This window comes from Mesorhizobium sp. RSR565B, from assembly GCF_054719465.1.
On sequence record NZ_JBTTIE010000001.1, the window covers coordinates 5,959,337 to 5,981,804 of the forward strand.

Annotated in this window: 22 protein-coding genes; 8 read left to right on the forward strand and 14 right to left on the reverse strand. The window is 60.4% G+C overall.

The features are described 5' to 3' along the window. Positions 1–84: 84 nt before the first annotated feature. The 12 genes from ACYG9R_RS28785 to nanR all read right to left on the reverse strand — a co-directional run bounded on the left by ACYG9R_RS28785 (position 85) and on the right by nanR (position 11,046). Positions 85–423 carry a DUF4112 domain-containing protein gene (locus ACYG9R_RS28785; RefSeq protein ID WP_031199114.1) on the reverse strand — a complete coding sequence of 113 codons (339 nt, stop codon included), beginning with the start codon at positions 421–423 and terminating at the stop codon, positions 85–87. A 55-nt stretch (positions 424–478) separates the two neighbouring features. Then, positions 479–973 carry a YidB family protein gene (locus ACYG9R_RS28790; protein ID WP_023823222.1) on the reverse strand — a complete coding sequence of 165 codons (495 nt, stop codon included), beginning with the start codon at positions 971–973 and terminating at the stop codon, positions 479–481. After that, entirely contained in the window at positions 966–1,373 is a 408-nt protein-coding gene (locus tag ACYG9R_RS28795) for a DUF6894 family protein (protein WP_460221869.1), read from the reverse strand. Before ACYG9R_RS28795 ends, ACYG9R_RS28790 begins: the two co-directional genes overlap by 8 nt. Positions 1,374–1,414: 41 nt before the next feature. Next, positions 1,415–3,388 (reverse strand): hypothetical protein, encoded by a 1,974-nt coding sequence (locus tag ACYG9R_RS28800; RefSeq protein ID WP_023823223.1) that lies wholly within the window; start codon positions 3,386–3,388, stop codon positions 1,415–1,417. Continuing rightward, positions 3,385–4,479, reverse strand: a complete 1,095-nt coding sequence (locus tag ACYG9R_RS28805) for an ABC transporter ATP-binding protein (protein WP_023823224.1) — start codon at positions 4,477–4,479, stop codon at positions 3,385–3,387. Before ACYG9R_RS28805 ends, ACYG9R_RS28800 begins: the two co-directional genes overlap by 4 nt. A 12-nt stretch (positions 4,480–4,491) precedes the next feature. Then, on the reverse strand, positions 4,492–5,340 hold the full coding sequence (locus ACYG9R_RS28810) for a carbohydrate ABC transporter permease (RefSeq protein ID WP_023827582.1): 849 nt from the start codon (positions 5,338–5,340) through the stop codon (positions 4,492–4,494). Continuing rightward, entirely contained in the window at positions 5,340–6,281 is a 942-nt protein-coding gene (locus ACYG9R_RS28815) for a carbohydrate ABC transporter permease (protein ID WP_023669455.1), read from the reverse strand. Before ACYG9R_RS28815 ends, ACYG9R_RS28810 begins: the two co-directional genes overlap by 1 nt. Positions 6,282–6,366: 85 nt before the next feature. Further along, positions 6,367–8,022: an extracellular solute-binding protein gene (locus ACYG9R_RS28820; RefSeq protein ID WP_023823225.1), complete on the reverse strand. Its 1,656-nt coding sequence runs from the start codon at positions 8,020–8,022 to the stop codon at positions 6,367–6,369. A gap of 120 nt (positions 8,023–8,142) precedes the next feature. Next, on the reverse strand, positions 8,143–9,195 hold the full coding sequence (locus tag ACYG9R_RS28825; protein ID WP_023823226.1) for an NAD(P)-dependent oxidoreductase: 1,053 nt from the start codon (positions 9,193–9,195) through the stop codon (positions 8,143–8,145). A 14-nt stretch (positions 9,196–9,209) separates the two neighbouring features. After that, positions 9,210–9,986 carry an HpcH/HpaI aldolase family protein gene (locus tag ACYG9R_RS28830; protein ID WP_023726880.1) on the reverse strand — a complete coding sequence of 259 codons (777 nt, stop codon included), beginning with the start codon at positions 9,984–9,986 and terminating at the stop codon, positions 9,210–9,212. Positions 9,987–10,033: 47 nt separating this feature from the next. Then, positions 10,034–10,339 (reverse strand): putative quinol monooxygenase, encoded by a 306-nt coding sequence (locus tag ACYG9R_RS28835; RefSeq protein ID WP_023823227.1) that lies wholly within the window; start codon positions 10,337–10,339, stop codon positions 10,034–10,036. Continuing rightward, positions 10,339–11,046: a transcriptional regulator NanR gene (gene nanR, locus ACYG9R_RS28840; RefSeq protein WP_023823228.1), complete on the reverse strand. Its 708-nt coding sequence runs from the start codon at positions 11,044–11,046 to the stop codon at positions 10,339–10,341. The genes ACYG9R_RS28835 and nanR overlap by 1 nt, the downstream gene beginning before the upstream one ends. A 569-nt stretch (positions 11,047–11,615) precedes the next feature. On the opposite strand from nanR, the gene ACYG9R_RS28845 reads away from it, so the two are divergent. The 8 genes from ACYG9R_RS28845 (at position 11,616) to ACYG9R_RS28880 (ending at position 20,549) form a co-directional block, all read left to right on the forward strand. After that, on the forward strand, positions 11,616–11,798 hold the full coding sequence (locus tag ACYG9R_RS28845; protein WP_155923174.1) for a hypothetical protein: 183 nt from the start codon (positions 11,616–11,618) through the stop codon (positions 11,796–11,798). Positions 11,799–12,148: 350 nt separating this feature from the next. Then, complete coding sequence (locus ACYG9R_RS28850) at positions 12,149–13,786, forward strand: methyl-accepting chemotaxis protein (RefSeq protein WP_023823229.1); 1,638 nt, start codon at positions 12,149–12,151, stop codon at positions 13,784–13,786. Positions 13,787–13,809: 23 nt separating this feature from the next. Beyond that, positions 13,810–14,277: a chemotaxis protein CheW gene (locus ACYG9R_RS28855; RefSeq protein WP_023669446.1), complete on the forward strand. Its 468-nt coding sequence runs from the start codon at positions 13,810–13,812 to the stop codon at positions 14,275–14,277. Between the two features lie 137 nt (positions 14,278–14,414). After that, positions 14,415–15,515, forward strand: coding sequence for a CheR family methyltransferase (locus tag ACYG9R_RS28860; RefSeq protein ID WP_245260007.1), 1,101 nt, complete (start codon positions 14,415–14,417; stop codon positions 15,513–15,515). Further along, positions 15,515–16,219: a chemotaxis protein CheW gene (locus tag ACYG9R_RS28865; protein WP_081726787.1), complete on the forward strand. Its 705-nt coding sequence runs from the start codon at positions 15,515–15,517 to the stop codon at positions 16,217–16,219. The genes ACYG9R_RS28860 and ACYG9R_RS28865 overlap by 1 nt, the downstream gene beginning before the upstream one ends. Then, the gene (locus ACYG9R_RS28870) at positions 16,216–18,489 is read left to right on the forward strand and encodes a hybrid sensor histidine kinase/response regulator (RefSeq protein WP_023713485.1); all 2,274 of its coding nucleotides are present in this window, start codon (positions 16,216–16,218) and stop codon (positions 18,487–18,489) included. The genes ACYG9R_RS28865 and ACYG9R_RS28870 overlap by 4 nt, the downstream gene beginning before the upstream one ends. Positions 18,490–18,511: 22 nt before the next feature. After that, positions 18,512–19,531: a chemotaxis response regulator protein-glutamate methylesterase gene (gene cheB, locus ACYG9R_RS28875; protein WP_023693323.1), complete on the forward strand. Its 1,020-nt coding sequence runs from the start codon at positions 18,512–18,514 to the stop codon at positions 19,529–19,531. 64 nt (positions 19,532–19,595) lie between these two features. Next, positions 19,596–20,549, forward strand: a complete 954-nt coding sequence (locus tag ACYG9R_RS28880) for a response regulator (protein ID WP_023669440.1) — start codon at positions 19,596–19,598, stop codon at positions 20,547–20,549. Positions 20,550–20,562: 13 nt separating this feature from the next. Here ACYG9R_RS28880 and ACYG9R_RS28885 read toward each other — a convergent pair whose 3' ends face one another. Beyond that, entirely contained in the window at positions 20,563–21,252 is a 690-nt protein-coding gene (locus ACYG9R_RS28885; RefSeq protein ID WP_023823231.1) for an RraA family protein, read from the reverse strand. Then, positions 21,245–22,408, reverse strand: coding sequence for an alpha-hydroxy acid oxidase (locus ACYG9R_RS28890; RefSeq protein ID WP_023823232.1), 1,164 nt, complete (start codon positions 22,406–22,408; stop codon positions 21,245–21,247). Before ACYG9R_RS28890 ends, ACYG9R_RS28885 begins: the two co-directional genes overlap by 8 nt. Between the last annotated feature and the right edge of the window lie 60 nt (positions 22,409–22,468).

Consider the following 22,468-nt stretch of genomic DNA (forward strand, 5'->3'; position numbering starts at 1 on the left):
CCAGGAATCGCGACTCAAGCCCCAGCGCCCCTGTCGGTTCCGAGCCTTTTAGAAGAATTGCATCGCGACGATTGGTTATCCGCCTCACAGAGTGACGTTGCGATTGTTCGCCTTAAAATAGACGTCGAAGATCGAGCCGAGAATTGGAACACTTCCTACGAGCGTATCCAGCAGCACGTTGCCTAGCATGCGGGCGACCAAGCCATTTCCGGCACCGACGTTTCTAGCTCGCAAGACGATGTAGGCCGAGACAATGCCCGTCGCCGCATCTCCGAGTACGGGGACCAGACCTACGAGCGCATCCAGTCCAAAACGAATTGATGTGCCTGGAATGCGCCAGCGGGAATCGAGTAGCGCGGCCAATAGATCCAACTCGGCAAGTACGTCTGCTGTATCACCATCGTGACCGCCCTGCCCGATCATGCCAACTCGCGCGCCAGTACGATTTAGTATCTCTCCCTGATGGATAGCCGTCACCTTAGATATCGCTTTGACCGCCTGAATTCGCTTGCGTCCTGTGCGATGGCACGTCGTCGAGCAAGGTCGTCTCACCGGAGCTTTTCGGCGCCTCAACGGGCAATTCACCAGCAGGCGTCATTTTGCTGACGGCCTCAGGCAAATCTCGCGTGATCCGGCTTATGAGCTCCTCGCGCGAAAGGCCGGTCTGCATCGAGAGGGAAGTCAGGGTGTCTTCGTCTATGGCTGCTTCCACATCGCTCGGCTGGATCGGCTCGTTCGGCCCGGTGCCTACCCACGAATCGACCTTCGATCCGGCGCCTGCCCCTCTGAACCGGTCGAGAATATCGCCAAGCGCGGTCCCCGAAACGCCTTTTGAAAGCTGATCCAGGATCCCGCCTTGCGGATCATTTGGGTTGCGATCACCCGCTCCACGGATCATGTCGCCGATCTTGTCGCGATTTTGGTATGCCAAGACGCCGAGCATCGCGATCGCCAATTTTCCCAGGTTAGCCATTGGTACCTCCACTGTTCAATGGACAAGGGCTCAACATCACAAAAGTTCCGACCGCCGACGATCTAATTGAATAAGGGCTGGCGTATCGACACAGACGTGAGCGGTGCTGCCTAACCGGCTTGTTTCCGTTTGCGGTGCGGCTTCGGCCTCGCAGAACGTTGATCGTGCAAAGCTCGTTGCCTGCCTGATCGCGCATGCGCACTAACCATCCGGTCATATCGTCATCGCCCAGATCAGCCAACAGGCCAATTACGCAACGGATCGCTTCGGCGCGAGCGGCCTCAAAACTTGGCGTCTCGGCAGGCGGAACCTGGCGAGCCTGGTCGCCGTCGCGATAGTAGAACGTATAAGCGAGATGGATCCCGCGCGCTGCCTTAGAGTATGGAACTACCACCCTCATCCTTGACGGGGGTTTGGCCAAACAGCGAACATCGGCTAGGCCTAAGATGATCGATCGAGGTCGACTCGCGCGACGGCGTAGGCGCCAAGCGAGATGCTTTGATCATCCAGCGGTCTTGCGGAACTTTCCATGAAGTCGGGATCGGTTGCCGCCCGCTCGAACTGCTCGGCGCCGAGAAGAGCAATGCGGGCGCTGCTCGGCGAATCCGAAAGCCGCACAGATTGCGTCTTGGCGGTAAGGTTAGCGACCCACAGGGTCACGCGGCGATCTTTTTCAGCCGCGATCGTCACGACGCCGTCACAGCCGGAAGTTCCTACGGACAGCAAGGTGGCTCCGCCGATCTTTGAGAGACCAGCCAAGACATGGAAAGCGGGATAGACCGTTGGGCCATCCTGCTGGTCATACCATGGCTGCATGAAATCAGCCTTCCTATGGATTTGGCCAAAGGGGCCGGCGAAGTCACCGAACGCGACGGCCTCGATTCCTTCGCGAGCGCAGGCCGCGAAATATCCGACAGTCCAAGCCGCATTGAACAGCCCGCGCTGACGAGGATCAATGCGCGATAGACAGACGCGAGCGTTCGCTTCATTCGGCGCAGTGGATTTTCCGTATGGGTTCTCACGGCAGCCGAGCTGGATGGGACCGATACGCAGTGGCAAGCGTTCCCCCATGAAAGCATGCGCGGAGCGGATTAGATGGGGGATTGCCTGAAGTGTCTCCATCACCGAGACATCATCTGCGGCGTGCACGCTTGGACAGGTGGTGAAGGTCACGTAGTCGAGCGCTTCGGCTGGCGGACGCTTGCGGTTGAGTTCGGTGAAGTAAGCGGCCATGCCGCCGCCCAGCGCGATGCCCGGGAAAGCCCGGCGAGCGGCGGAGTAGCTTTCGTGGAAGCTGGGCATAGTCGGCCACGGTGCTCCCGGCTGTACGGATATCATGTCCTGCGCCGGAAAGACGGAGACAGCTTCTAGTTTGAGGCCGAGTGAGTGGACAGCATCCGCGACCGGCGCCAATTCGCCGAATGGATCGCGCGTGCCCTTGGTGATAATCTCGAGGACCACGCCAGCGCCGGTCAGCCGTGCGAGCGCGGCGTAGCTTTCTAGTTCGTCCTGGCCGTGTGCGATCCGGAGATCGACCTGGCAGACCATCCACTGCGGAGCCATTCGTGGTAGGAGCTCGGGGGTTTCGAGCGCGTGCTTTGCCTCGTCGGCGGCGACGCCGACGCCAGTGCGGGGCACTCGGCCGACCGGTCCGCCGATCGTCAGGTTGATGAGTGGATTGCGATTTTCAGACGTCCCGGCAGGGAGCGTTCCTGACACGTGAAGCCGGACAGCCTGCGTGAATTTCTGGCCCTTGGGCAGTCTGTAAGGCCACGGGCGACGCAGAGGGCGGACATATGTTTTATAGGAGGCGTCAGACCAATTGCGTTGGTCCTCCATCTCAAAGGCATCACCCTCCATGGTGCATGTCGCCCAGATCCCAGGCGCGATTTCGTGCGACAAAGCCCGGATGTCGGTGAACGGACATTTTGGATCGATGTGGTCCGGAAAGAACGATAGCTCGTCGTGACCATCCTCATGCAGCACCTTTATCGGCTTGCCGGCTAAGCCCTCGATCGGATGAAGGACGACGAAGCCGGTCCGATTCGTCAAAACGTCAGTCTCGGGCTCTGCCTCCGCCACAAACGACAGCGCACCATCGCCACGGCCTGAGACGCGCGCCCGGTAAATCAGGCGGCCGGATGTTGCGGCACATGTTGCACGGTATTCAATGGCGAACGCATCCGGCCTCTCGTCGATCCGGAGATCATCGAGAACGGTGGTACATGTTCCCCAGTTTTCGTCCCGTACAAGAAACGAGATTCCGCGCAAGATCTCGATCGTCCCGACGTGGATGTAACGCAACGCCCCATTGTCGAACGCGACCGACAAGGATCCGGCGCGCAGTGTGCGCAGCGGTGCCTCGAGCTGTTCGGTGCCACACAAGCGGACTGCCAGGGAAGCTGTCGAGGTCAAATTGCCCGCTCCGTCGTGGCGTCGAAGATCGAGGCCCGGTTCATGTTGATGTCGATCGCAAGCTTCTCGCCCGGACGGCTGACATCGTGCGCCTGCAGCTCAGCCATCACCGGCGCGCCGGCCAGTCGGAATGTCGCGTAACTGCGCGAGCCGGTCGGCTGCAGCAGGTCGATCGTTGCCTCATAGCGAAACGTGCCCTGCTCCGGCATGGGAGTGTGCGCACGAGTGAGGTGTTCTGGCCTCAACCCGAGCAGCACCTGCTGTCCGTCCGCGACGCCCTTCAGCCCCCTGCCGGGCGCTAAGGGCAGCAGTGCATCCGCGAGCCGGATGGCAGCGGCGCCTGCGTCCAAGGCAAGGGTGCCTGGCAGGAAGCTCATCCGCGGCGAACCCAGGAACCCAGCGACGAACGTGGAGGCCGGGTGCTCGAACAACTCGAGTGGCGCGCCCTGCTGCTCTATCAACCCGTCGCGCATCAGCACGATGCGGTCAGCCAACGTCATCGCTTCGATCTGGTCATGGGTGACGTAGATCATCGTTGTCGCAATGTCCTGGTGAAGGCGTTTGATTTCGCCGCGCATTTCGTCGCGAAGCTGTGCGTCGAGGTTGGACAGCGGCTCGTCGAACAAAAAGATGCGGGGGTTGCGGACTATGGCGCGGCCGATGGCGACGCGCTGGCGCTGGCCGCCGGATAATTGGCGCGGAAAACGCCCCAGCAAGGGAGTGATGCCAAGCATGCGTGCCGCCTCGGCCACGCGCACCTCGACCTCTGGCTTCGGCATCTTGCGAGCCTTGAGGCCGAAGCCAATGTTCTTGGCCACGCTCATATGCGGATAGAGCGCATAATCTTGAAACACCATTGCCACGTCGCGATCGCGCGGCCGGAAATCATTGACCACCTCGCCGCCGATCTCGATCGTGCCTTCCGATATCTCCTCCAGGCCGGCGATGGTCCGGAGCAGCGTGGACTTGCCGCAGCCGGACGGTCCAACCAGAACGGTGAACTGGCCGTCGCGAATGTCCAGGTCGATGCCGCGCACGGCATGGAACGCGCCGTAGCGCTTGTGCAAGCCGGTAATTTTGACTTCGGCCATGCGGGAGCTTTCCTAACCGCGAACGGCGCCGAGCGTCAGCCCGCGCACCAGATGACGTTGAGCAAGGACCCCAAGGGCGATCGATGGCACAAGGGAGACGATGGCAAGGGCCGCGGCTTCGCCATATTGCGCGCCCTGGAAGCCGATGAAGGCGCGGAAGACCGTTGGCAGTGTAAAGGCAGTTCGGCTGGTCAAGATCAGAGCGAAGAAGAACTCCGTCCAGCATGCAATGAAGGCGAAGACAGCCGCCGCGACGATGCCCGGTGCTGCGAGCGGCACGGCAACGCGCCAGAACGCCTCCCATCTCGTGCAGCCATCGACGAGGGCCGCCTCCTCCATCGACTTGGGCATGCCGCGGAAATAAGCAAACATCATCCAAACGGACACCGGCAGCGTGAAGACCGTATAGGCGATGATCAGGCCGACATGAGTGTCGTAGAGCCCGACCTGGCGATAGATCAGGAACACCGGCAGCACGATCCCGATCGGCGGCAAAAAGCGCTGCGACAGCACCCAGAAAGACAGATGCTTGCCGCCGGTGTCGTAGCGCGCCAGGCTATAGGCCATCAGCGTGCCGAGCAGCGCCGAAAGCACCGTGGCCGAAAGCGAAATAATCAGGCTGTTGATGAGCCCGTCGAGACCACGATAGGCGAACAGCGCAGCTTTGTAGTGGACAAGCGTCGGAGCGGCGGGGAACCAGACAGGCGGTACGGTGAGGTAGTCGTCGCTGGGCTTGATGGAGGTGTTGAACATCCAGTAGAGCGGCCACAGCACGAACACCAGGAAGAACCCCAGCAGCAGAATTCGGCCGATCGGCAACGACCGGCGTTTCCTGCGGCGGGCGGGCGCGACGGCGGCCATCAGACCGGTTCTACCTTCAAGAGCCGACGCACCAGCAACGTCACGATGAGCGCCGTAAAGATCAGGAACAGCCAACTTCCTGCTGTTGCCTGCGACAGATGAAACTGCGTGAAGCCGATGGTATAAAGATAATAGGAGGCCGTGTAGGTTTGTGTTCCCGGGCCACCCCCTGTCATGATGAAAATGGTGTCGAACATACGGATTGCGTCGAGCAGACGGAAGGTCAGCGCCAGCAGCATCATCGACCCGAGATGCGGGAGCGTGATCGCCCAAAAAACCTGCCAGGCGTTGACGCCGTCGAGTTCTGCCGCCTCATAGAGATTGGGTGGGATTGCGGTCAGCCCGGCGAGCAGGATGACGAACATGAACGGCGTCCACTGCCAGACATCGGCGATGATCAGCGAGACGTAGAGCCACGGGCGCTCCGTCATCCAGCCGATCGTAACTTCCTGCCCCAACAGTTGCGTCAGGACATAGTTGGTCGGTCCAAAAGGCCGCTGTAGGAGCAGCGTCCAGGCTTGGCCGACGATGACCGGGCTGATGAACAGCGGCACGATCAGGATCGACATGATCACACCGCGGCCCGGAAAGCTGCGCACCATTGTCAGCGCCACCAGGAGGCCGAGAACGAATTCTATAGCGACGCTGATGCCCGACAGCGATGCTGTCAGCAACAGCGACCAACGTGCTACGGGATCGAACACGACCCGCTCGAAGTTCTTCAATCCGACAAAGGCGTGGCCCGGCACCTGGAAGTCGTAGTTGATGAAGGATACCACCAGCGAGAACAGAAGCGGATAGATCGACAGTGCCAATATCAGCAGCACAGCGGGGGCGACCAGCAGCCACTTGAAATGACGGTCTGCCCATTGGGCAAAGGCAGACAGCCGGGGCGGTGCGCCGGCGGCCTTCAAATGACGGATCGTGGCTGTGGGCTGCATAGGCGTATCCTATCGCCGCTTAGCGGGGAGGTGTTGCGAGCCAAGCGCCCGCAACACCAATTGCGCCAGAGAGTCCGCCCTCCCTTCAGAGGGTGACCGCCATGCCAAGTTTTTCCACCGTGTTGTCGGCGGTGGCGCCAGGCAGTTTCAAGAACTCGGTGTAGAAGCCCTTCTGCGAATCCACACCCAGTCGGTCGGTCGTCTCGTTCCACTCGGCGGCCGCCGTTTCAAGCGACGCCTTCGGATCCGCACCAGCCCACACCGCCGTGCACATGCGATCGATGCTCAAGAAGTAGTCCTGCGCGCCTGGCATGATCGGGTCGAGCAGACCGACATTTGCCGAGTTGTTGAGGTTGGCAAGGTACTCCTTGGCACTCGGGAAGAGCGCGCCGTAGAGCTCGGACTTGAAGTGCGAGATGCGGTACGGGTCGCGTAGCGCGTAGGGCAGCATGCAACGTGCCAGCGAGACGGGTGGCGAGCATACCCATTGCATGAACAGATACGCCGCCTCGGGGTTGGGCGAGTCGGCCGACAGTGCCTTGTTGTAGCCGGTGGCATGTTCCGGATTTCCCGGAACCACGGCATAGCCGACCTTGCCGGCGATCTGAGACTGCGGAATGAAGTTGATTGCCGTGGCCGACTGCGAATAGTTCGCCGCCATACGGCCGCTAGGAGGCCAGGAATAGATCATCGCGACTTTGCCGGTCAGGAAAGCCGCCCACAAGGAGACGGCGTCGAGCTCGTTGTTGCCGGGGATCGAGGCCTTGTTTGCGGCCAGCATGTTTGTCAGCGTCTTGACGCCGGCATCCGAAACCAAACCTGCCTTCATGTCGTCGCCGAAGAGTTTTCCGCCGTTGGCCCGGTACTGCTGCAGAAAGTCGAACTGATTGCCGGGGCTGCCCGCCTTGCGGAAATGTCCCGCGCCATAGACCTTTGGCGCCATCTGGTCGGTGATGAACTGGGCGATCTGGGCATATTCTTCCCATGTCTTGGGCGGTCCAAGCTTGGCGTTGAACTTCGCCTGGTAAGCCTCCACCATTTTAGGGTCCTCGAAAATGTCCTTGCGGTAGTAGAGAGCGAACATGTCGCCGTCGTCGAAGAACCCCCAGATCTTACCCTTGTAGGTCGGCAGCGCCTTGTACAGGGGATGATAGTCCTCGAGGTCTGCCGGGTTCATGTATTTGGCGATGTAGTCGTCTAGAGGGGCGATGACGCCGCCATCGGCAAGCGACGGCGTCCAGGCCGGCGAGATGTCGAGGACGTCATAGGCACCCGAGCCGGCGATGTGCTCGGCGACCGCCTTGGAGTACTGGTCCGGGTTCGACAGCTCGACGACATTCGACTTCATCCCGGTAAGCTGCTCCCACATCGGCCCACTGAAATTGCGCGGGTCGAGTGCCTGCAGGCCAGCCTCGTAGGTCATGTTGAGGGTGACGCCCGTATGCGCCTTGGCCGCCTCCGCCGCGCGAAAGGCGGAACCGTCCGCAGGCCCTTCCTTCGATGCTTTCAGGGCTGCGGCCTGCGCCTGGCCGAGCGGCGACGTGGCGTCCGCCAATTCCAATGTTTGCTGCGCCAGCGCCCAATCGGTCATTATCCCCAGCAGCGGGCCGGACACGGCCAACATGCCGGTCATCTGACCGAAGCGGGTGATGAAAGTTCGGCGGGTGGTTTCGCCGAGCATGAAGGCGTCGACCTCAGCTTCGAGGCCTGCCTGAAAGTCACGTTTTTCACGATCGTTCATAGTGCTTGGTCCTCCCATTTTCCTTTTGCTTCACTCGTCCGCCGGCGCAGCGGTCAAGCATTTCCTCCCGTAAGGTCGCCGCAAAGAGGCCGCGGCGGCGCGCCGAAAATCAGTCTCCTCCTAGGTTCCAAAGCGGGCGGCGAGCCCAGACAGCCTGGTCTTCCACAGCTCGCTCGAAAGCACCTCGCGATTGACCACGCCGCGCGGCTCGCGGCCACGCTGCACCTCCATTACCGCTTTGACGTCGGCGGCACCGTTGCCGGCAAAGCACTGGTCTGTCCAGCAAAGCGCGTGCGGCGCCAGGATGACATTGTCGAGTTTGAGGATCGCATCGTCTGCGTCGGGAGGCTCTTGTTCCAGCACGTCGAGACCGGCGCCGGCGATGCGGCGCTCCTGCAGTGCTTGCGTCAGCGCTTTCTGGTCGACGATCGGGCCGCGCGCGGTGTTGATCAGGTAAGCTGTCGGCTTCATCAGGGCGATCCGCTCGGCATTGACGATGTGGTGGGTCTGGGGCGACAGGGGGCAACTCACCGACAGCACGTCGGCGCGGCGAAACAGATCCTCCAGCCCGACCAGCTCGACGCCCAGGTCGGCAGCGACCCCCTTGTCGGCAAACGGGTCATGGGCAATGAATTGCATGTCAAAGGGCTTCGCCAAGCGGAAGACCTCGGCACCGATGTTGCCGATGCCCAGCGACCCAAGCGTACGCCCGACGAGGCCGACCCCCATATGTTCGGAGCGCATCTCAAAACCAACAGACCCTTTGCGGGTGAGCGCGTCCTTTGTCAGCAGCTTGCCGGTCAGTGCCAGCATGAAGGTGATGACGGATACGGCGACGGGCCGTCGCACGCCATCGGGCGTGATGACCAAGGCAATACCGGCTGCGGTGCATGCCTCAACGTCGACAGTGTCGTAGCCGACCCCGAAGCGGGCAACGACGGCCAGGCGGCCGCTCCTGGGGACACTCGTGGCATCGAAACGATGGGCGAGGAGGATCAGCGCATCGAAATTCTCAAGTTGGTCGCCGCGAAGCGGACTGTTTGACTCCAGGAACACCATCTCGACACCTGTCGCATTGCGCAGCGGCTCCAGATCGAAATCTGGGTAGGTCGGCGAGCCGTCCGGCCTGCGGAAATCACCGGAAAGCGCCACCCTGAATTTCACGCTGTCCATCGTCTCCTCCGCTCCTATTGGCACCCGGCCCGGATCTTGGAAACCGCGTCGGCGATCGCGTCGTGCAGGACCCAAACGTCGCCTGAATAACAAATGAAATCGAAGCCCTGTGCGTAGAACTCGTGTCCCTGGGCAACGTTGGGCACCAAGCGTCCAAGCGATTTGTTGTGCTTCTTGGCGGCGGCAACGATTTTGGCCATTGCAGCAGTGAAAGTGGGGTGGGCGAAGTCGCCAGGAATGCCGAGCGAGACGGACAGATCGAAATGTCCGACCCACAGACAATCGACCCCGTCCAGTCCCGCGATGCCGTCAATGTTCTTGACGCCGTCGGCGGTCTCGATCAGGCAGATGAACGTCGAGCGCTTGTTGGCGGCCTCGAATTTGTCAGCGACCGAGCCCGGACGGTAACGGTCATGAGCGATCTGCAGCGCCACGCCGCGGGCGCCGGCAGGGTGGTATTTCATGGAGTTGATGATGTGCTGCGCCTGTTCGACGCTGCTCACCATCGGCGCGATCAGGCCTTCGGCGCCCATGTCCATGGCGCGGGCGAGGAAATGGTAGTCCTGCGACGGCACACGCACCATGACCGGCAGATCGGCCGCCTCGAAATAACGGATCGCACTCTTCAGCGTTTCCAAGCTAAATCCCGAATGCTCCATGTCGAAAAAGACGAAATCGCAGCCAGCGGACTTCAGGATGTGACCGATTCCCGGCGTGGCGAACTCGGCGACGAGCGTACCGAGCTTGACCCGCCTGTGAGAAGCTAACGCCCTGAGACTTGGCTCCGACATGCACTTCCTCCCGTTCGCCCCAATGGGCCAATCCGCCTATGTTCGCTTCAATGCGTGGCTTCAAGAACGAGGTCGCAGGTCGTCACCAACTTGGTCACGACGAGCGGCGCGGTCTGCGAATTGAATTCGTCGAAATGAGCGGTGCGGCAGTGGTCCTCGAATGCGGCCTCGCTATCGTAAATCTCATAGAGCAGGACCCGATCCAGTTCGCCGCGCGCCTCCGTCACGTCAAAGCGGCGACAGCCGGCCTCGGTGCGCATCGAGGCGGTCGCATTGGCGTCGACAAGTTCTCGGAATCTGTCCCGGGCACCAGGCCTCAGGCGGAAATCGACCCAGACGACAAATCCGGTCATCACTTGGGCCTCGCAAGTTGCAGATACCGCTTGGCCACATATTCGAGATGGCTGCGCATGGCCGTCTCTGACGCGTCTGGATCGCGCGCGGCGACGGCCTCGAAGATTTCGCGATGAGCCTGGTAAGCCTTGCGGTCTTCACCATTGGCCAATGTGGTGCGACGCTGTTCGAGCAACCATTCAGCCAAGGCCGCGTGAATAGCTGTAAAGATCCGATTGCGGGTGATTACCGCCAGCACGTAATGGAAGTCTACGTCCGTGCGCTCGAAGCGCGCCAGATCGCCGATCGACTGCCGGTTGAGTTCGAGCGCCTCCTTGAGGCTCTCAATGTCTTCCGGGGTAGCATGCACAGCGGCGTTGCGGGCAAGACCGACCTCGAAAAACAAGCGCGCGCTCTGGAAGTCGTGAACCCCTCCCGGTGCCGAAATCATGTGCCGAGCCGGCCCTGAAAGGGCGTCAATCACGAATTGAGGAGTGGGTCGAGTGACGCGGGCACGCTCCCCCGATTTTACCTCGACAAGGCCCATTTTGCTCAGATGCAGCAGCGCCTCACGGATGGAAGGCCGCCCTACCCCGAACTGCCGCATGAGTTCCCGTTCAGATGGGAGACGGTCGGCTTCGGCCAACTCTCCCTCTCGGATCATCCGTTCGAGGTGCGCTGCCACCTCGTCCGAAAGCTTCCGCTGCTTGATCAGAACTCCGATCATGTGGCATACCTGTTATACCAATCAGGTACGTTATGATCCCATAGCACCCTTGTCAACGATGTCTAAGCATCCGGTAGCCGAGCCGTTTAATCACTCCGCCGAGGCGTCCTTTGCACACGCCTTCAACGTCTTCACCAAGGATATCGGTGACTTGAGGAGCGCGAGCACACTCTGCTCGGTGTTCCGATCGGGGACCGTCTTCGAACCCTGGGTCGGGTGGTCAGTTTCAACTGCGGTGTGGACCGCAGTGAGTGCCACCGGGCCGTGTGCTGGCCGAGACCTACCCAACCGCCTGCTTATGAGCTGCAACATGAGCCCTCGATGGCAAAGTAGACCTCGACCTGAGCAAGACCCGCGAATGGAAGTGGGGTTCACAGCCGAGGCGGAAAACGCGAACTCTCGCTGGTGGACCCATTTGGCAATACGCCTGCTCCATCTCGTAATCTTTTTGCGCCGCCGCAATGCCGCAAAGGAAGGTGGTGTCGGGTCAGTTCTCTCTAGGCTCCAGAGCGCTCGTCACGTTGTGCCCATCCTCGTGCGGTGGGCGGCCGCCGCTTGAGGATGCGCATTTGAAACTGGTTTTCTCAAGATCTTTTAGTCCTGAGGGCCTCAGGCGGGGGCGCTTGCCATTTAGTTATCGTCACCTGCAAATGCCGAACCCGCACTCGACGCCAATCTACGCGCTGGCCAGTTTGCGACATCTGGTTTCGGCGATTCCGCTTTCAGTAGCGACGATCATGCTGGACGGCTGATATGAGGCGCGTTCCCGCCTGGCAGCTTAGGGGCAGCAAGCAGGACGTCGGCTTTCTTGCCTCGACCTGGCCTAAGCAGTCATTCAATTCGTGGCCTCAAGCTCATCCACGCTCCTCCTGACGCGGCGTGCCATCCAGCCGATCTCGGGCTGATGTGCGTGGACGGCAGTCGTCCTTTGACCACCGCTTCTGGCGGCGCCGATTGGCGAGCCGCCTCGCCATCATTAGCTATGGAACGGAAAAGAAACCATTCAGCATCAGACTACCGCTTTTCGACGCACCTTTTCGAACATGTCGGAACGAGCGCTTGTCGCGCAGCCCACGATGCCCCCCATTGGTGAACCGGTTCCATGAAGAGTCTGACAATACGCCACCGCATCCTCGTCAGTTTCGCAGCCGTTCTGGTGGTCATGTCCGTGATAGCCCTCATCGCGTACGCCTGGTTTCTTCAGGCGGGGGAGGAGGCGACTGAGGTCGAGAAGGGCATCCTTCCGGACCTTTATCACAGTACCGAGATCATGACGGGCCAGATGGCGGCCCATAGTCTGCTTCAGGAATATGCCCTTCAGGACAACCCGTCAGACAGAAGCACGGTTGAAAACGCGATCACGACCAATCGCAACCAGGTGCAGCGGTCGATGGACGACTATGAGGCAACGATCGTCTCCGATATCGACAAGCAGAATTATGCAGCCGTCAAACAACTCGCCAACCAATTCCGTCTGGCTGAAACTGCTGTGCTGGAAACAAGCCGGGCTGCCTTGTCGAAAGGTGAAACTCCCAATGAAAGCCCAGCTATCAAGAACGAAGTAGAGCCGATCTTTGTAAAATTGCAGTCCGCTCTGCAGGCCATGGTTGAGGATCACAGAGGCGAGGCAAACAGCGCGACGCAGCGGATCAGCTCGATCGTCAGAACGGCCGAAGTCGGTTTGAGCGTTGGCTTGTTGATAGCCCTCGGGCTAGCCCTTCTTTTGGGTTACCAGCTGTTTCGCGCCATTACAGGTCCGCTCACCCGTTTGGTCGACGCGGTTCAATTGATGCGGCAAGGCGACTTCAGCGAACGGCTCGATCTGAGGCGCCGAGACGAATTCAGCGTGCTTGCCGACGGCTTCAACGCAATGGCGGACGATCTCACAACCCTCATTGGTCAGGTTCAAAGGTCCAGCATACAGGTCGGCACGTCGATAACTGAGATCGCCGCCACCTCCAAGCAACAGCAGGCAACTGCGACTGAAATCGCAGCGACCACAACAGAAATCCGAGCGACAGCCAAGGAAATCTCCGCCACATCAAACGAACTGGTCCGCACGATGAACGAGGTCTCCACAGTTGCCGAACAAACCGCTGCCGTGGCTGGCGGGGGGCAAGCGGGGCTGACCCGTATGGAAGAAACCATGCAGCAGGTCATGGAAGCGGCTGGCGCGATCAATTCCAAACTGGCGATCCTGAGCGAGAAAGCCGGCAGCATCAATCAGGTGGTGACGACCATCACCAAAGTGGCCGATCAAACGAACCTGTTGTCGCTCAACGCTTCCATCGAGGCGGAGAAGGCAGGCCAATATGGCCGGGGTTTTGCAGTGGTGGCGACGGAAATCCGAAGGCTCGCGGACCAGACAGCTGTCTCCACCTACGATATCGAGCAAATGGTCAAGGACATCCAGTCGGCAGTCGCGGCCGGGGTGATGGGCATGGACAAGTTTTCCGAGCAGGTCCGTCGGGGTATGCAGGACATCCAGCAGGTCGGCGGGCAACTCTTCGAGATCATTCAGCAGGTTCAGGGGCTGGTGCCACGTTTCGAAGTCGCCAATGAAGGCATGCAAGCACAGGCGACCGGCGCGGGGCAGATCAGCGACACGCTAACCCAGCTAAGCGAGGCAGCTCAGCAAACAGTCGAGTCCCTTCAGCAATCGACGCTCGCGATCGCCGAGCTCAATCAAGTCTCAGGCGGCATGCGAAGTAGCATATCGAGGTTCAAGCTACGAGCATAGCGAGCCGGCAGTAGGATGTGACAATGCTATTCCTCGCCTTCAGCATGGGTCCGGATCGCTACTTGATCGATGTCCACAAAATTGAAGAGGTGCTGCCCTATATCGACGTGAAAGTTCTTCCGGGTGCGCCAACTGGTGTGGTGGGTTTGGTCAGCTATAACGGAATACCCATCCCCCTGATCGATGTCACCCTTCTTGCGCTTGGCCGACCATCGGAGCGCCTGTTGAGCACCCGGATCGTTGTGACGCGCTATCCGGCGGATGATGGCGAGCGACGCCTGCTGGGGCTGATCGCGGAACGGGTGACGGATACGATCGAGCGAGACCCGGCCGATTTCGCGCCGTTCGGACTGGAACCAGGAACCCCGCCCTATCTTGGGCCGGTGGCTTCCGATGGTTCGGAGATCATTCAGTGGGTCAAAGTGGAAGCGCTGCTTTCGGAAGAGATTCGTACCGCTTTGCTCCGCCAGGCGGCAATAGGTGATCAATGACCGGAGCAATAGAAAAGCTCCTGACGGAAACCATTGGACTAGACAGTGCCAGCGTTGGTCCGACAGTGGTTCGTCAGGCGGTCAGAGAACGGATGGAAGCATGCCGGATAACCAACCCTCAGGCCTATAGGGAACACTTGGCCGGTTCCTCGCAGGAGCTGCAGGAGCTGATCAATGCGGTGGTGATCCCAGAGACCTGGTTCTTTCGCGACCGAGAAGCGTTCACGATGCTGGCGCGGCATGCGCGCGCGCACAAGCCTGCTCAGCCGATAAGAATCCTGAGCCTGCCATGTTCAACCGGCGAAGAGGCTTACTCGGTCGCCATGGCCATGTTCGATGCCGGCTTTGAGGCGCATGAGTTCAAGATCGATGGCGTGGACGTCAGCAGCCGCAATATCGCGACGGCTGAACGCGCCATCTATGGCCGCAATTCGTTTCGCGGCAGCCATCTCGAATTCAAGGATCGCTATTTCGAAGCGACCGAGGGCGGGTTGCGGCCTGTTGCTGGGGTGCTGAAACAGGTTCGGTTCATGGTAGGAAACCTGTTCGGTTCTCACGCGCCTTTCGGGCAAGAGGTCTATGACATCCTGCTTTGCCGCAATTTGCTGATCTATTTCAATCGAGAGCTGCAGGATCGCGCATTGATCTGCCTGAAGGACCTGCTGGCCAAAGACGGACTTCTTCTGGTCGGTCCGGCGGAAGCAGCTCTTCCAAGGGTGCATGGCTTTATTTCCGCTGAATGGCCATTGGCCTTCGCCTTTCTGAAATCGGAGCCCGTCAAGACCACGGCGCCGAAAGTTTCGGCCGCCGTCCCGGTGCGGATGCCAAGCCCTAAGGTCAACAAGAGCGAGCCTCTTCGTCCGTTCCGACCGACAATTGGCAATGAAGGCCGCGGGCAGGCTCCGGCCAAGCCGCTTGCACGCGCCTCGGAAAGCCTCATCGCGGTTGAACGGATCGCCAATGCAGGACGCGTAAAGGAGGCACAGGAGGTCGCCCTGGCGCATCTCAGGGAGTTCGGTCCTTCCGCAGAAATCTTCTACCTGCTGGGCCTCGTCCAGGATGCGGATGGTTCTGCGCCCGAAGCCGCGCAAAGTTATCGCAAGGCGCTCTATCTCGCGCCAAATCATCGAGAAGCTCTTGTCCATCTGGCCTTGCTGCTTAGCAAGCAAGGCGACCATAACGGCGCCGAGGCGCTGGCCGGCCGGCTGGGTCGGGTCCAGAAAAGGAGCGGCAGTTGATGGCGGCTTCGACAAGGATCGCTCAGCCGGTGGAGCAGATCGAAATCAACGACTGCTGGCGGCAAATAGGCGTACGGGGTGACAAGTCATGTCCGCTACTAGAGCAGCATCTCCACTGCCGCAATTGCCCGACCTACAAGAAGATCGCACGACGCCTCCTCGACCGTGCAGCTCCCTCGGCATCTCGCGACGAATGGCCTGACAACGCTGGTCGTGCAGGGATCGATTCGGCAGACAGCGACGCGCTGCAGACGGCCGTTCTCTTCCGTTTGGGGGAGGAATGGCTGGCACTTCCGGTCGGTATTTTTCATGAAGTGGCTGAATCTCGTCGCGTTCATTCACTTCCACATCGCAGGAACAGTGCACTGCTCGGCATTGCGAATGTCCGTGGTGAATTGCTCATTTGCCTTTCCCTGGCCGAATTGCTCGGGATAGACGAGCGCAAGGAAGGGGAACAAGGCACACGAACCAAGGTATTTCGCCGCCTTGTCGTGGTAGGCGAGCGCGACAAGCGGGTTGCTTTTATGGTTGATGAGATCCACGGCTTACATCGGTACCAGGAACGCGACACTCTCGCTGTTCCGGCCATGATTGGGAAGGCACTGTCTGCCGCTACGGTTGCCGTGCTGCCATGGCAAGGACGAGCCGTTGGCTGTCTCGATCCACGACAACTGCTCACGATGCTGGATCGGAGCATCGCATGACAGATGAAGACTTCAGCCAGGTTTCGATGCTCAGCCTCTTCCAGGCCGAACTGGAGACGCAGTCACGGGCTCTGACCTCTGGACTTCTGGCACTCGAACGCGATCCTATCGCCGCCGACGCCCTGGAAGCATGCATGCGTGCCGCGCATTCCCTGAAAGGAGCTGCCCGCATCATCGACCTGATGCCCGCAGTCAAAGTTGCAAATGCGATGGAAGACTGCCTGGTCGCAGCGCAACGCGGGCATCTGAGGGTGCGACGGGAGCATATAGACGCGCTTCTGCAAGGTTCTGACCTTTTGAAATTGATCGCATCGGGATCATCGAGCGAGAGCGCCAACTCAGAAGTCGAAACCTTTCTCGCGAAGTTCGAGGGGTTGTCCCTCCCCCAGGCAAAGCCCGGTCCCCAAGATTCTGCAGCTGATTTCGCAACTCCAGATCATGCCCAGGAGCAACTGGCGACGACCTCTTCAGCGAACCTCCTCGTTGGGGCGGTACCGCAAGCCCACGGCAGCATCGGCTCTGATAGAATGGTTCGGGTGACGGCAGACAGCCTGAACCGATTGCTCGGGCTGGCTGGCGAGTCGCTGATGGAAGCTCGGCGGCTCAGGCCATTCGCTGACGGGCTGCTACGGCTGAAGCGACTTCAATCGGACCTCGCAAGTGCGTTCGACAATCTTCATGCAGTGCTGCCGCCGGTTTCAAACGATGCGGCGGTGGTGGAGGCGCTGGCTGAAGCGCAGCGAAAGCTTCGGTTGAGCCAAGCGTTCCTGGCGGAGCGTTTCGATGAGTTGGATTCAGTGGATCGGAAAGCGACCGATCTTGCCAACAGATTGTACGACGAAACGTTGGCGAGCCGGATGCGGCCTTTTGAGGACGGCGTGCGACACTATGCGAGAATGATCCGCGACCTCGGTCGTACCCTTGGCAAGCGGGTGCGACTGGAGATCGTAGGCGGCTCGACCGGCATCGACCGCGATATCCTCGAGCAGCTCGATGCCCCTTTGGGGCACCTTCTGCGCAACGCTGTAGACCATGGGCTTGAACCGCCTGAGGAGCGCCTCGCGATGGGCAAACCCGAAGAGGGGCTCATCAGGCTCGAAGCGAGGCACAATGCCGGGCTGCTGCAGATAGCCGTGGTGGACGACGGCAGGGGGATAGAGCTCTCGAAGCTGCGCGAGACCGTCGTCGCCCGGCAACTTGCAACCAGGGAAAGTGCTGAAACACTCAGCGAAAGCGAATTGCTCGCGTTTCTGTTTCTGCCAGGCTTTTCCATGAAAGCGGGCCTTACCGACGTCTCAGGTCGCGGTGTGGGGCTCGATGCAGTGCAAGCCATGACGAAGGAAGTCCGGGGAGTCGCAAGCGTCTCCTCAGAATTTGGCCACGGAACCCGATTTCAACTGCAATTGCCGCTGACACTGTCGGTCCTGCGCACGCTGCTCGTCGATGTCGATGGAGAGCCCTATGCTTTTCCACTCGCTGCCATTTCCAAGACTTTGAAACTGCAGCGGACGGAGATCAACGTCCTGCAGGGCCGGCCGCATTTTCGATTGAACGATCGACAGATCGGGCTGGTCACCGCTCGCGAGGTGCTCGATCGAGGTGAGCCCGGATCGGAACCGAACGAACTATCGGTCGTCGTCGTAGATGCGGGTCGGGGCGATGCGTACGGCCTGATCGTTGACCGTTTTCTCGGGGAACGCGAGTTAGTGATCAGACCTCTCGATCCACGGTTTGCCAAGATCAAGGACATCAGCGCAGCGGCCCTGATGGAAGATGGTTCGCCCGTTCTGATCTTCGATGTCGACGATCTGATCCGATCGGTGGAAAAGCTTGCATCGTCCAGCGGATTTCGAGCTCTTCGGCGCGCCGCGGGCGGTCCCGAAGCGAGCAGGCGCAAGCGCGTGCTCGTGATTGACGATTCACTGACGGTTCGCGAACTCCAGCGCAAGATGCTCGGCAATTACGGTTATGAGGTCGAAGTGGCGGTAGACGGCATGGACGGGTGGAATGCCGTCCGGTCTGGTCCTTTCGATCTCGTCGTCACCGACATCGACATGCCTCGCATGGATGGCATCGAACTGGTGAGTTTGATCAGAAAGGACGCTGATCTCAAGAACACACCCATTATGATCGTTTCATACAAGGATCGGGAAGAAGATCGCGCGCGCGGGCTCGACGCAGGTGCGGACTATTATCTGACCAAGAGTAGTTTTCAGGACGAGGCGCTGATCCATGCCGTCGTGGACATGATTGGCGAGGCGGCTGAATGAGATCGAGATTGGAAGCCAGCGAATGAGAATCGGCGTAGTCAACGACATGCCGATGGCGGTTGAACTTCTGCGTCGACTGGTCCTGTCGACCGGCGAACATCAGGTCGCGTGGATCGCGACCAATGGGCGTGAGGCGGTCGAGGTCTGCAGACGTGATCTGCCGGATCTGATACTCATGGATCTAGCGATGCCAGAGATGGACGGCGTGGAAGCGACGCGCAGAATCATGGCGGAAACCCCGTGCTCAATCTTGCTGGTGACCGCCAGTATCGAAGCCAACCTCGCCGGCGTCTACGAAGCAATGGGTCATGGCGCGCTTGACGCAGTCGATATTCCGTCGGTGGGCATCGAAGGCAACGCGTCCTCGCAATCCGCCCGGCTTTTGACGAACAAGATACGAACGATAGGCAAGTTGATCGGTGATGCGCCTACCCAGGCAAAAAGGCGGATGTCACGTGCGGCTGAGCCGTCAACTCGACGCCTGATAGCAATCGGCGCCTCTGCGGGCGGGCCGGCTGCCGTTGCCGCAGTCCTGAGCGCGTTTCCCGTTGATTTTGGCGGCGCGATTGTGCTCGTCCAGCATCTCGATGCTCAGTTCGTTCCAGGCCTTGTTGATTGGCTAGGGCAGCATACGCGTCTCCCGATCCGTCCGGCGGGGGAAAGGGATAGTCCACAAGCGGGCACCGTTCTCGTTGCCAGTTCTGCGGATCATCTGGTTTTCAAGTCAGCTCAGCAACTTGGCTATACGCCCAGCCCCAAGGACAATGTTTATCGGCCGTCCGTAGATGTGTTCTTCGAAAGTGCGGCGCAATGGTGGCCTGGCTCGGTGATTGGTGTTCTGCTCACAGGCATGGGCAGGGATGGTGCGCGCGGGCTGAGACAGCTCCGTGACAAGGGGCATCTCACAATCGCGCAGGATAGAGCAACCAGTGCCGTCTATGGCATGCCGAAGGCCGCCGCCGACATCGGCGCGGCTGTTGATATTCTTCCTTTGGGTGCGATCGGCTCACGTATAATCGAAGCCTGCGAGCGCTCCACGTGAAAGGCCCCTTCCGATGACGCAAGAACCAGAGTTGGTCCCGCCACTCGCAGATAACTATTCATCCATGGTTCTGCTCATCGATGATCAGATCATGGTTTGCGAGGCGGTCAGGCGCGCCCTAGCCAACGAGCCCGATATTTCCTTACACTTCTGCACCGACCCGTTGAGAGCGATGACGGTCGCGGATGAGGTAAAACCAACCGTTATCCTGCAGGATCTCGTCATGCCCGGGGTGGATGGGCTACATCTGGTGCGAGAATACAGGAAGCATGCGTCGACACGCGCGGTTCCAGTCATTGTGCTGTCGAGCAAGGAAGATCCAGCCACCAAGGGCGAAGCCTTCGCTGCGGGCGCGAACGACTATCTCGTCAAACTGCCGGATCGTATCGAGTTGATTGCACGCATTCGATATCACACGCGGGCCTATCTGGATCACGTCCAGCGAGACTCGGCACACCGAGCGCTGAGGGAAAGCCAGCGACAGCTGATCAGTGCAAATCTAGAGCTTGAACGTCTAACGCGGATCGACGGCCTGACGGGTCTCGGTAACAGGCGCTATTTTGACGAATATCTGGCGGCTGAATGGAAACGCGCTTTTCGCGCACAGTCCCCACTGTCGCTGTTGATGATCGATGCCGACAACTTCAAACGATACAACGATACCTATGGCCATATGGCCGGCGACGATGTGCTCAAGCAAATCGCCCGCGTAATCCAGAGCGGTTCCGGCCGTTCCACCGATCTCGCTGCGCGGTACGGAGGCGAAGAGTTCGTCATCGTGCTGGTCGACACTATACTGGAACAATCCAGTGCGATCGCCGAGCGGCTCGTCCAGAGCGTGCGAGAGTTGAACATACCCCACGGCCCCGATCGCGTGACCATCAGCGTCGGCGTCGCAACAGCGGTGCCCACCGAGAACGAGACGCCAAACGATTTCGTCAATGCCGCCGATTTGGCTCTGTTTCGTGCCAAATCGGAAGGACGAAATCGTGTTGCGCTTCATATGTCCCGCAGCTAGAGAAGCTCACATCTCAGTCAACGAAGCGCGCCCTGTTCGATTTGAGGACGACCTTGGCGAAGTCGGGCACCTCGAGACCTTGCCGCACCAGGCCATCAAGAGTTTTCTCAGCCGCCCTGATGGCGGCGAGCCGCGCCAGCACAGTCTCAGCCTCCAGGCGGGGGACCACGGCGACACCGTCGCGGTCGCCGACCAGTATGTCTCCCGGCGAGATGGTCACTCCTCCCACCACCACCGGGAATCCGACCGTGCCTGGACCATTGCGCGCAGGCGAGTTCGCAATGATCCCGGCACAGTAAACCGGCAACCCGACCGCCTCGATCCCGACAACGTCGCGCACGAGGCCGTCAGTGATGAAGCCGGCGGCCCCCTTGTTGCGCGCCATGCCGAGCACGAGATCGCCAGTTACCGCCGTACCGGCAAAGCTGTCGGTGGCCGCGACGATGACATCGCCACTTGCTGCGGCATCCAGTGCTCCAAACAGGGCGAGGTTGTCGGCGGGGCCGCAGTGACAGGTCACGGCAACGCCGACCATCGTCGCAGTAGCTGGCGACAGTGGCTTGATCGCATAATGCAAGGCCCCGCGTCCCCCCATGGCGTCTACGACCTGGCTAACCGGCACGCCCGCAAAAGCACTGATGATTTCTGCTGCGGGCCGTTCGAAACGGCGCTTGATGGTGAGCAGCGGTGGGTCTTCAATCATGTAGCGGCCCCATTCCCTGAACGAACGAAACACAGTCCGGCCCGAGGTCGCGCAGGCTCCGCGCCCCCATCAGTCCCATTACCCGATCGATCTCTTTGCGATATAGTTCGAGCACGTGACGCACACCGTGCTCGCCGGCAACCGCGAGCCCCCACAACTGCGGCCGCCCGATCAGACAGCACGAGGCGCCGAGCGCCAGCGCCTTCACGACGTCGGAGCCTCGCCTGACGCCACCGTCAATCAGCACCGGTATGCGGCCGTCGACAGCTGCGACAACTGCCGGCAGCGCGTCCAGCGACGCGGCGGCGCCGTCGAGCTGACGTCCCCCATGATTGGATACGATGATGCCGTCGATTCCTCGGGCTACAGCCTCGGCGGCTTCGCTGGGATGCAGGACGCCTTTCAGCAACAACGGTCCGGACCAGACAGTGCGCAGCCAGTCGACATCGGCCCAGGAGAGTCCGAGATCGAGCATTGCGGCCATCCGGCCCGCCAATGCACTGACCGTCCCCGTATCTCCGGGGCGCGCGTAGTTGCCGAAGGTCAGTTTCGGGAGTCGAGTGCGCATACGCAGTAGCCACGCCGCCTTGGTGGCGGCCGCGAGCGTCCCGGCTACCCCAAAGCGCGGCGGGATTGCAAAACCGTTGCGGATGTCGCGTTCCCGATTGCCGAGCATCTGGTTGTCGATGGTGAGAACCAGCGCCTCATACCCGGAGACACTTGCCCGTTCCACCATTTCTTGAGTGAAGCCGCGATCGGTATAGACGAACACCTGCATCCACCGCGGGCCGGTTCCGGTGGCCGCTATGTCCTCCAGCGTGCATGTCGAGCCGTGGCTGGCGCAGTAGAAGGTGCCAGCGGCTGCCGCTGCTCGTGCTGCCGCGCACTCACCGTCGGGCCAGAACAGACCGGCCAGGCCGGTTGGCGCGATGCCGAGCGGGATGGCAAGTTTCGCGCCGAAGAGGTCAAGGGAAAGGTCTCGCGTCGTTGCACCGTTGAGTGGTCGCGGCAGAATGGCAACCTCACTGAAAGCCTGCTCGTTCCGGCGCAGCGTTCGCTCATCCTCGGCACCGCCATCGGCGAAGTCGAACACCGGGCGTGGCAAAGTCCGCCGCGCGGCGACGCGGACCGCGGCCACGCTGTACAGGCGCTTCAACGCCGCCGTCGAAGCAGGCGATGCACCAACGCCACTGCTGATCAGAGCACCTGCGTTCGA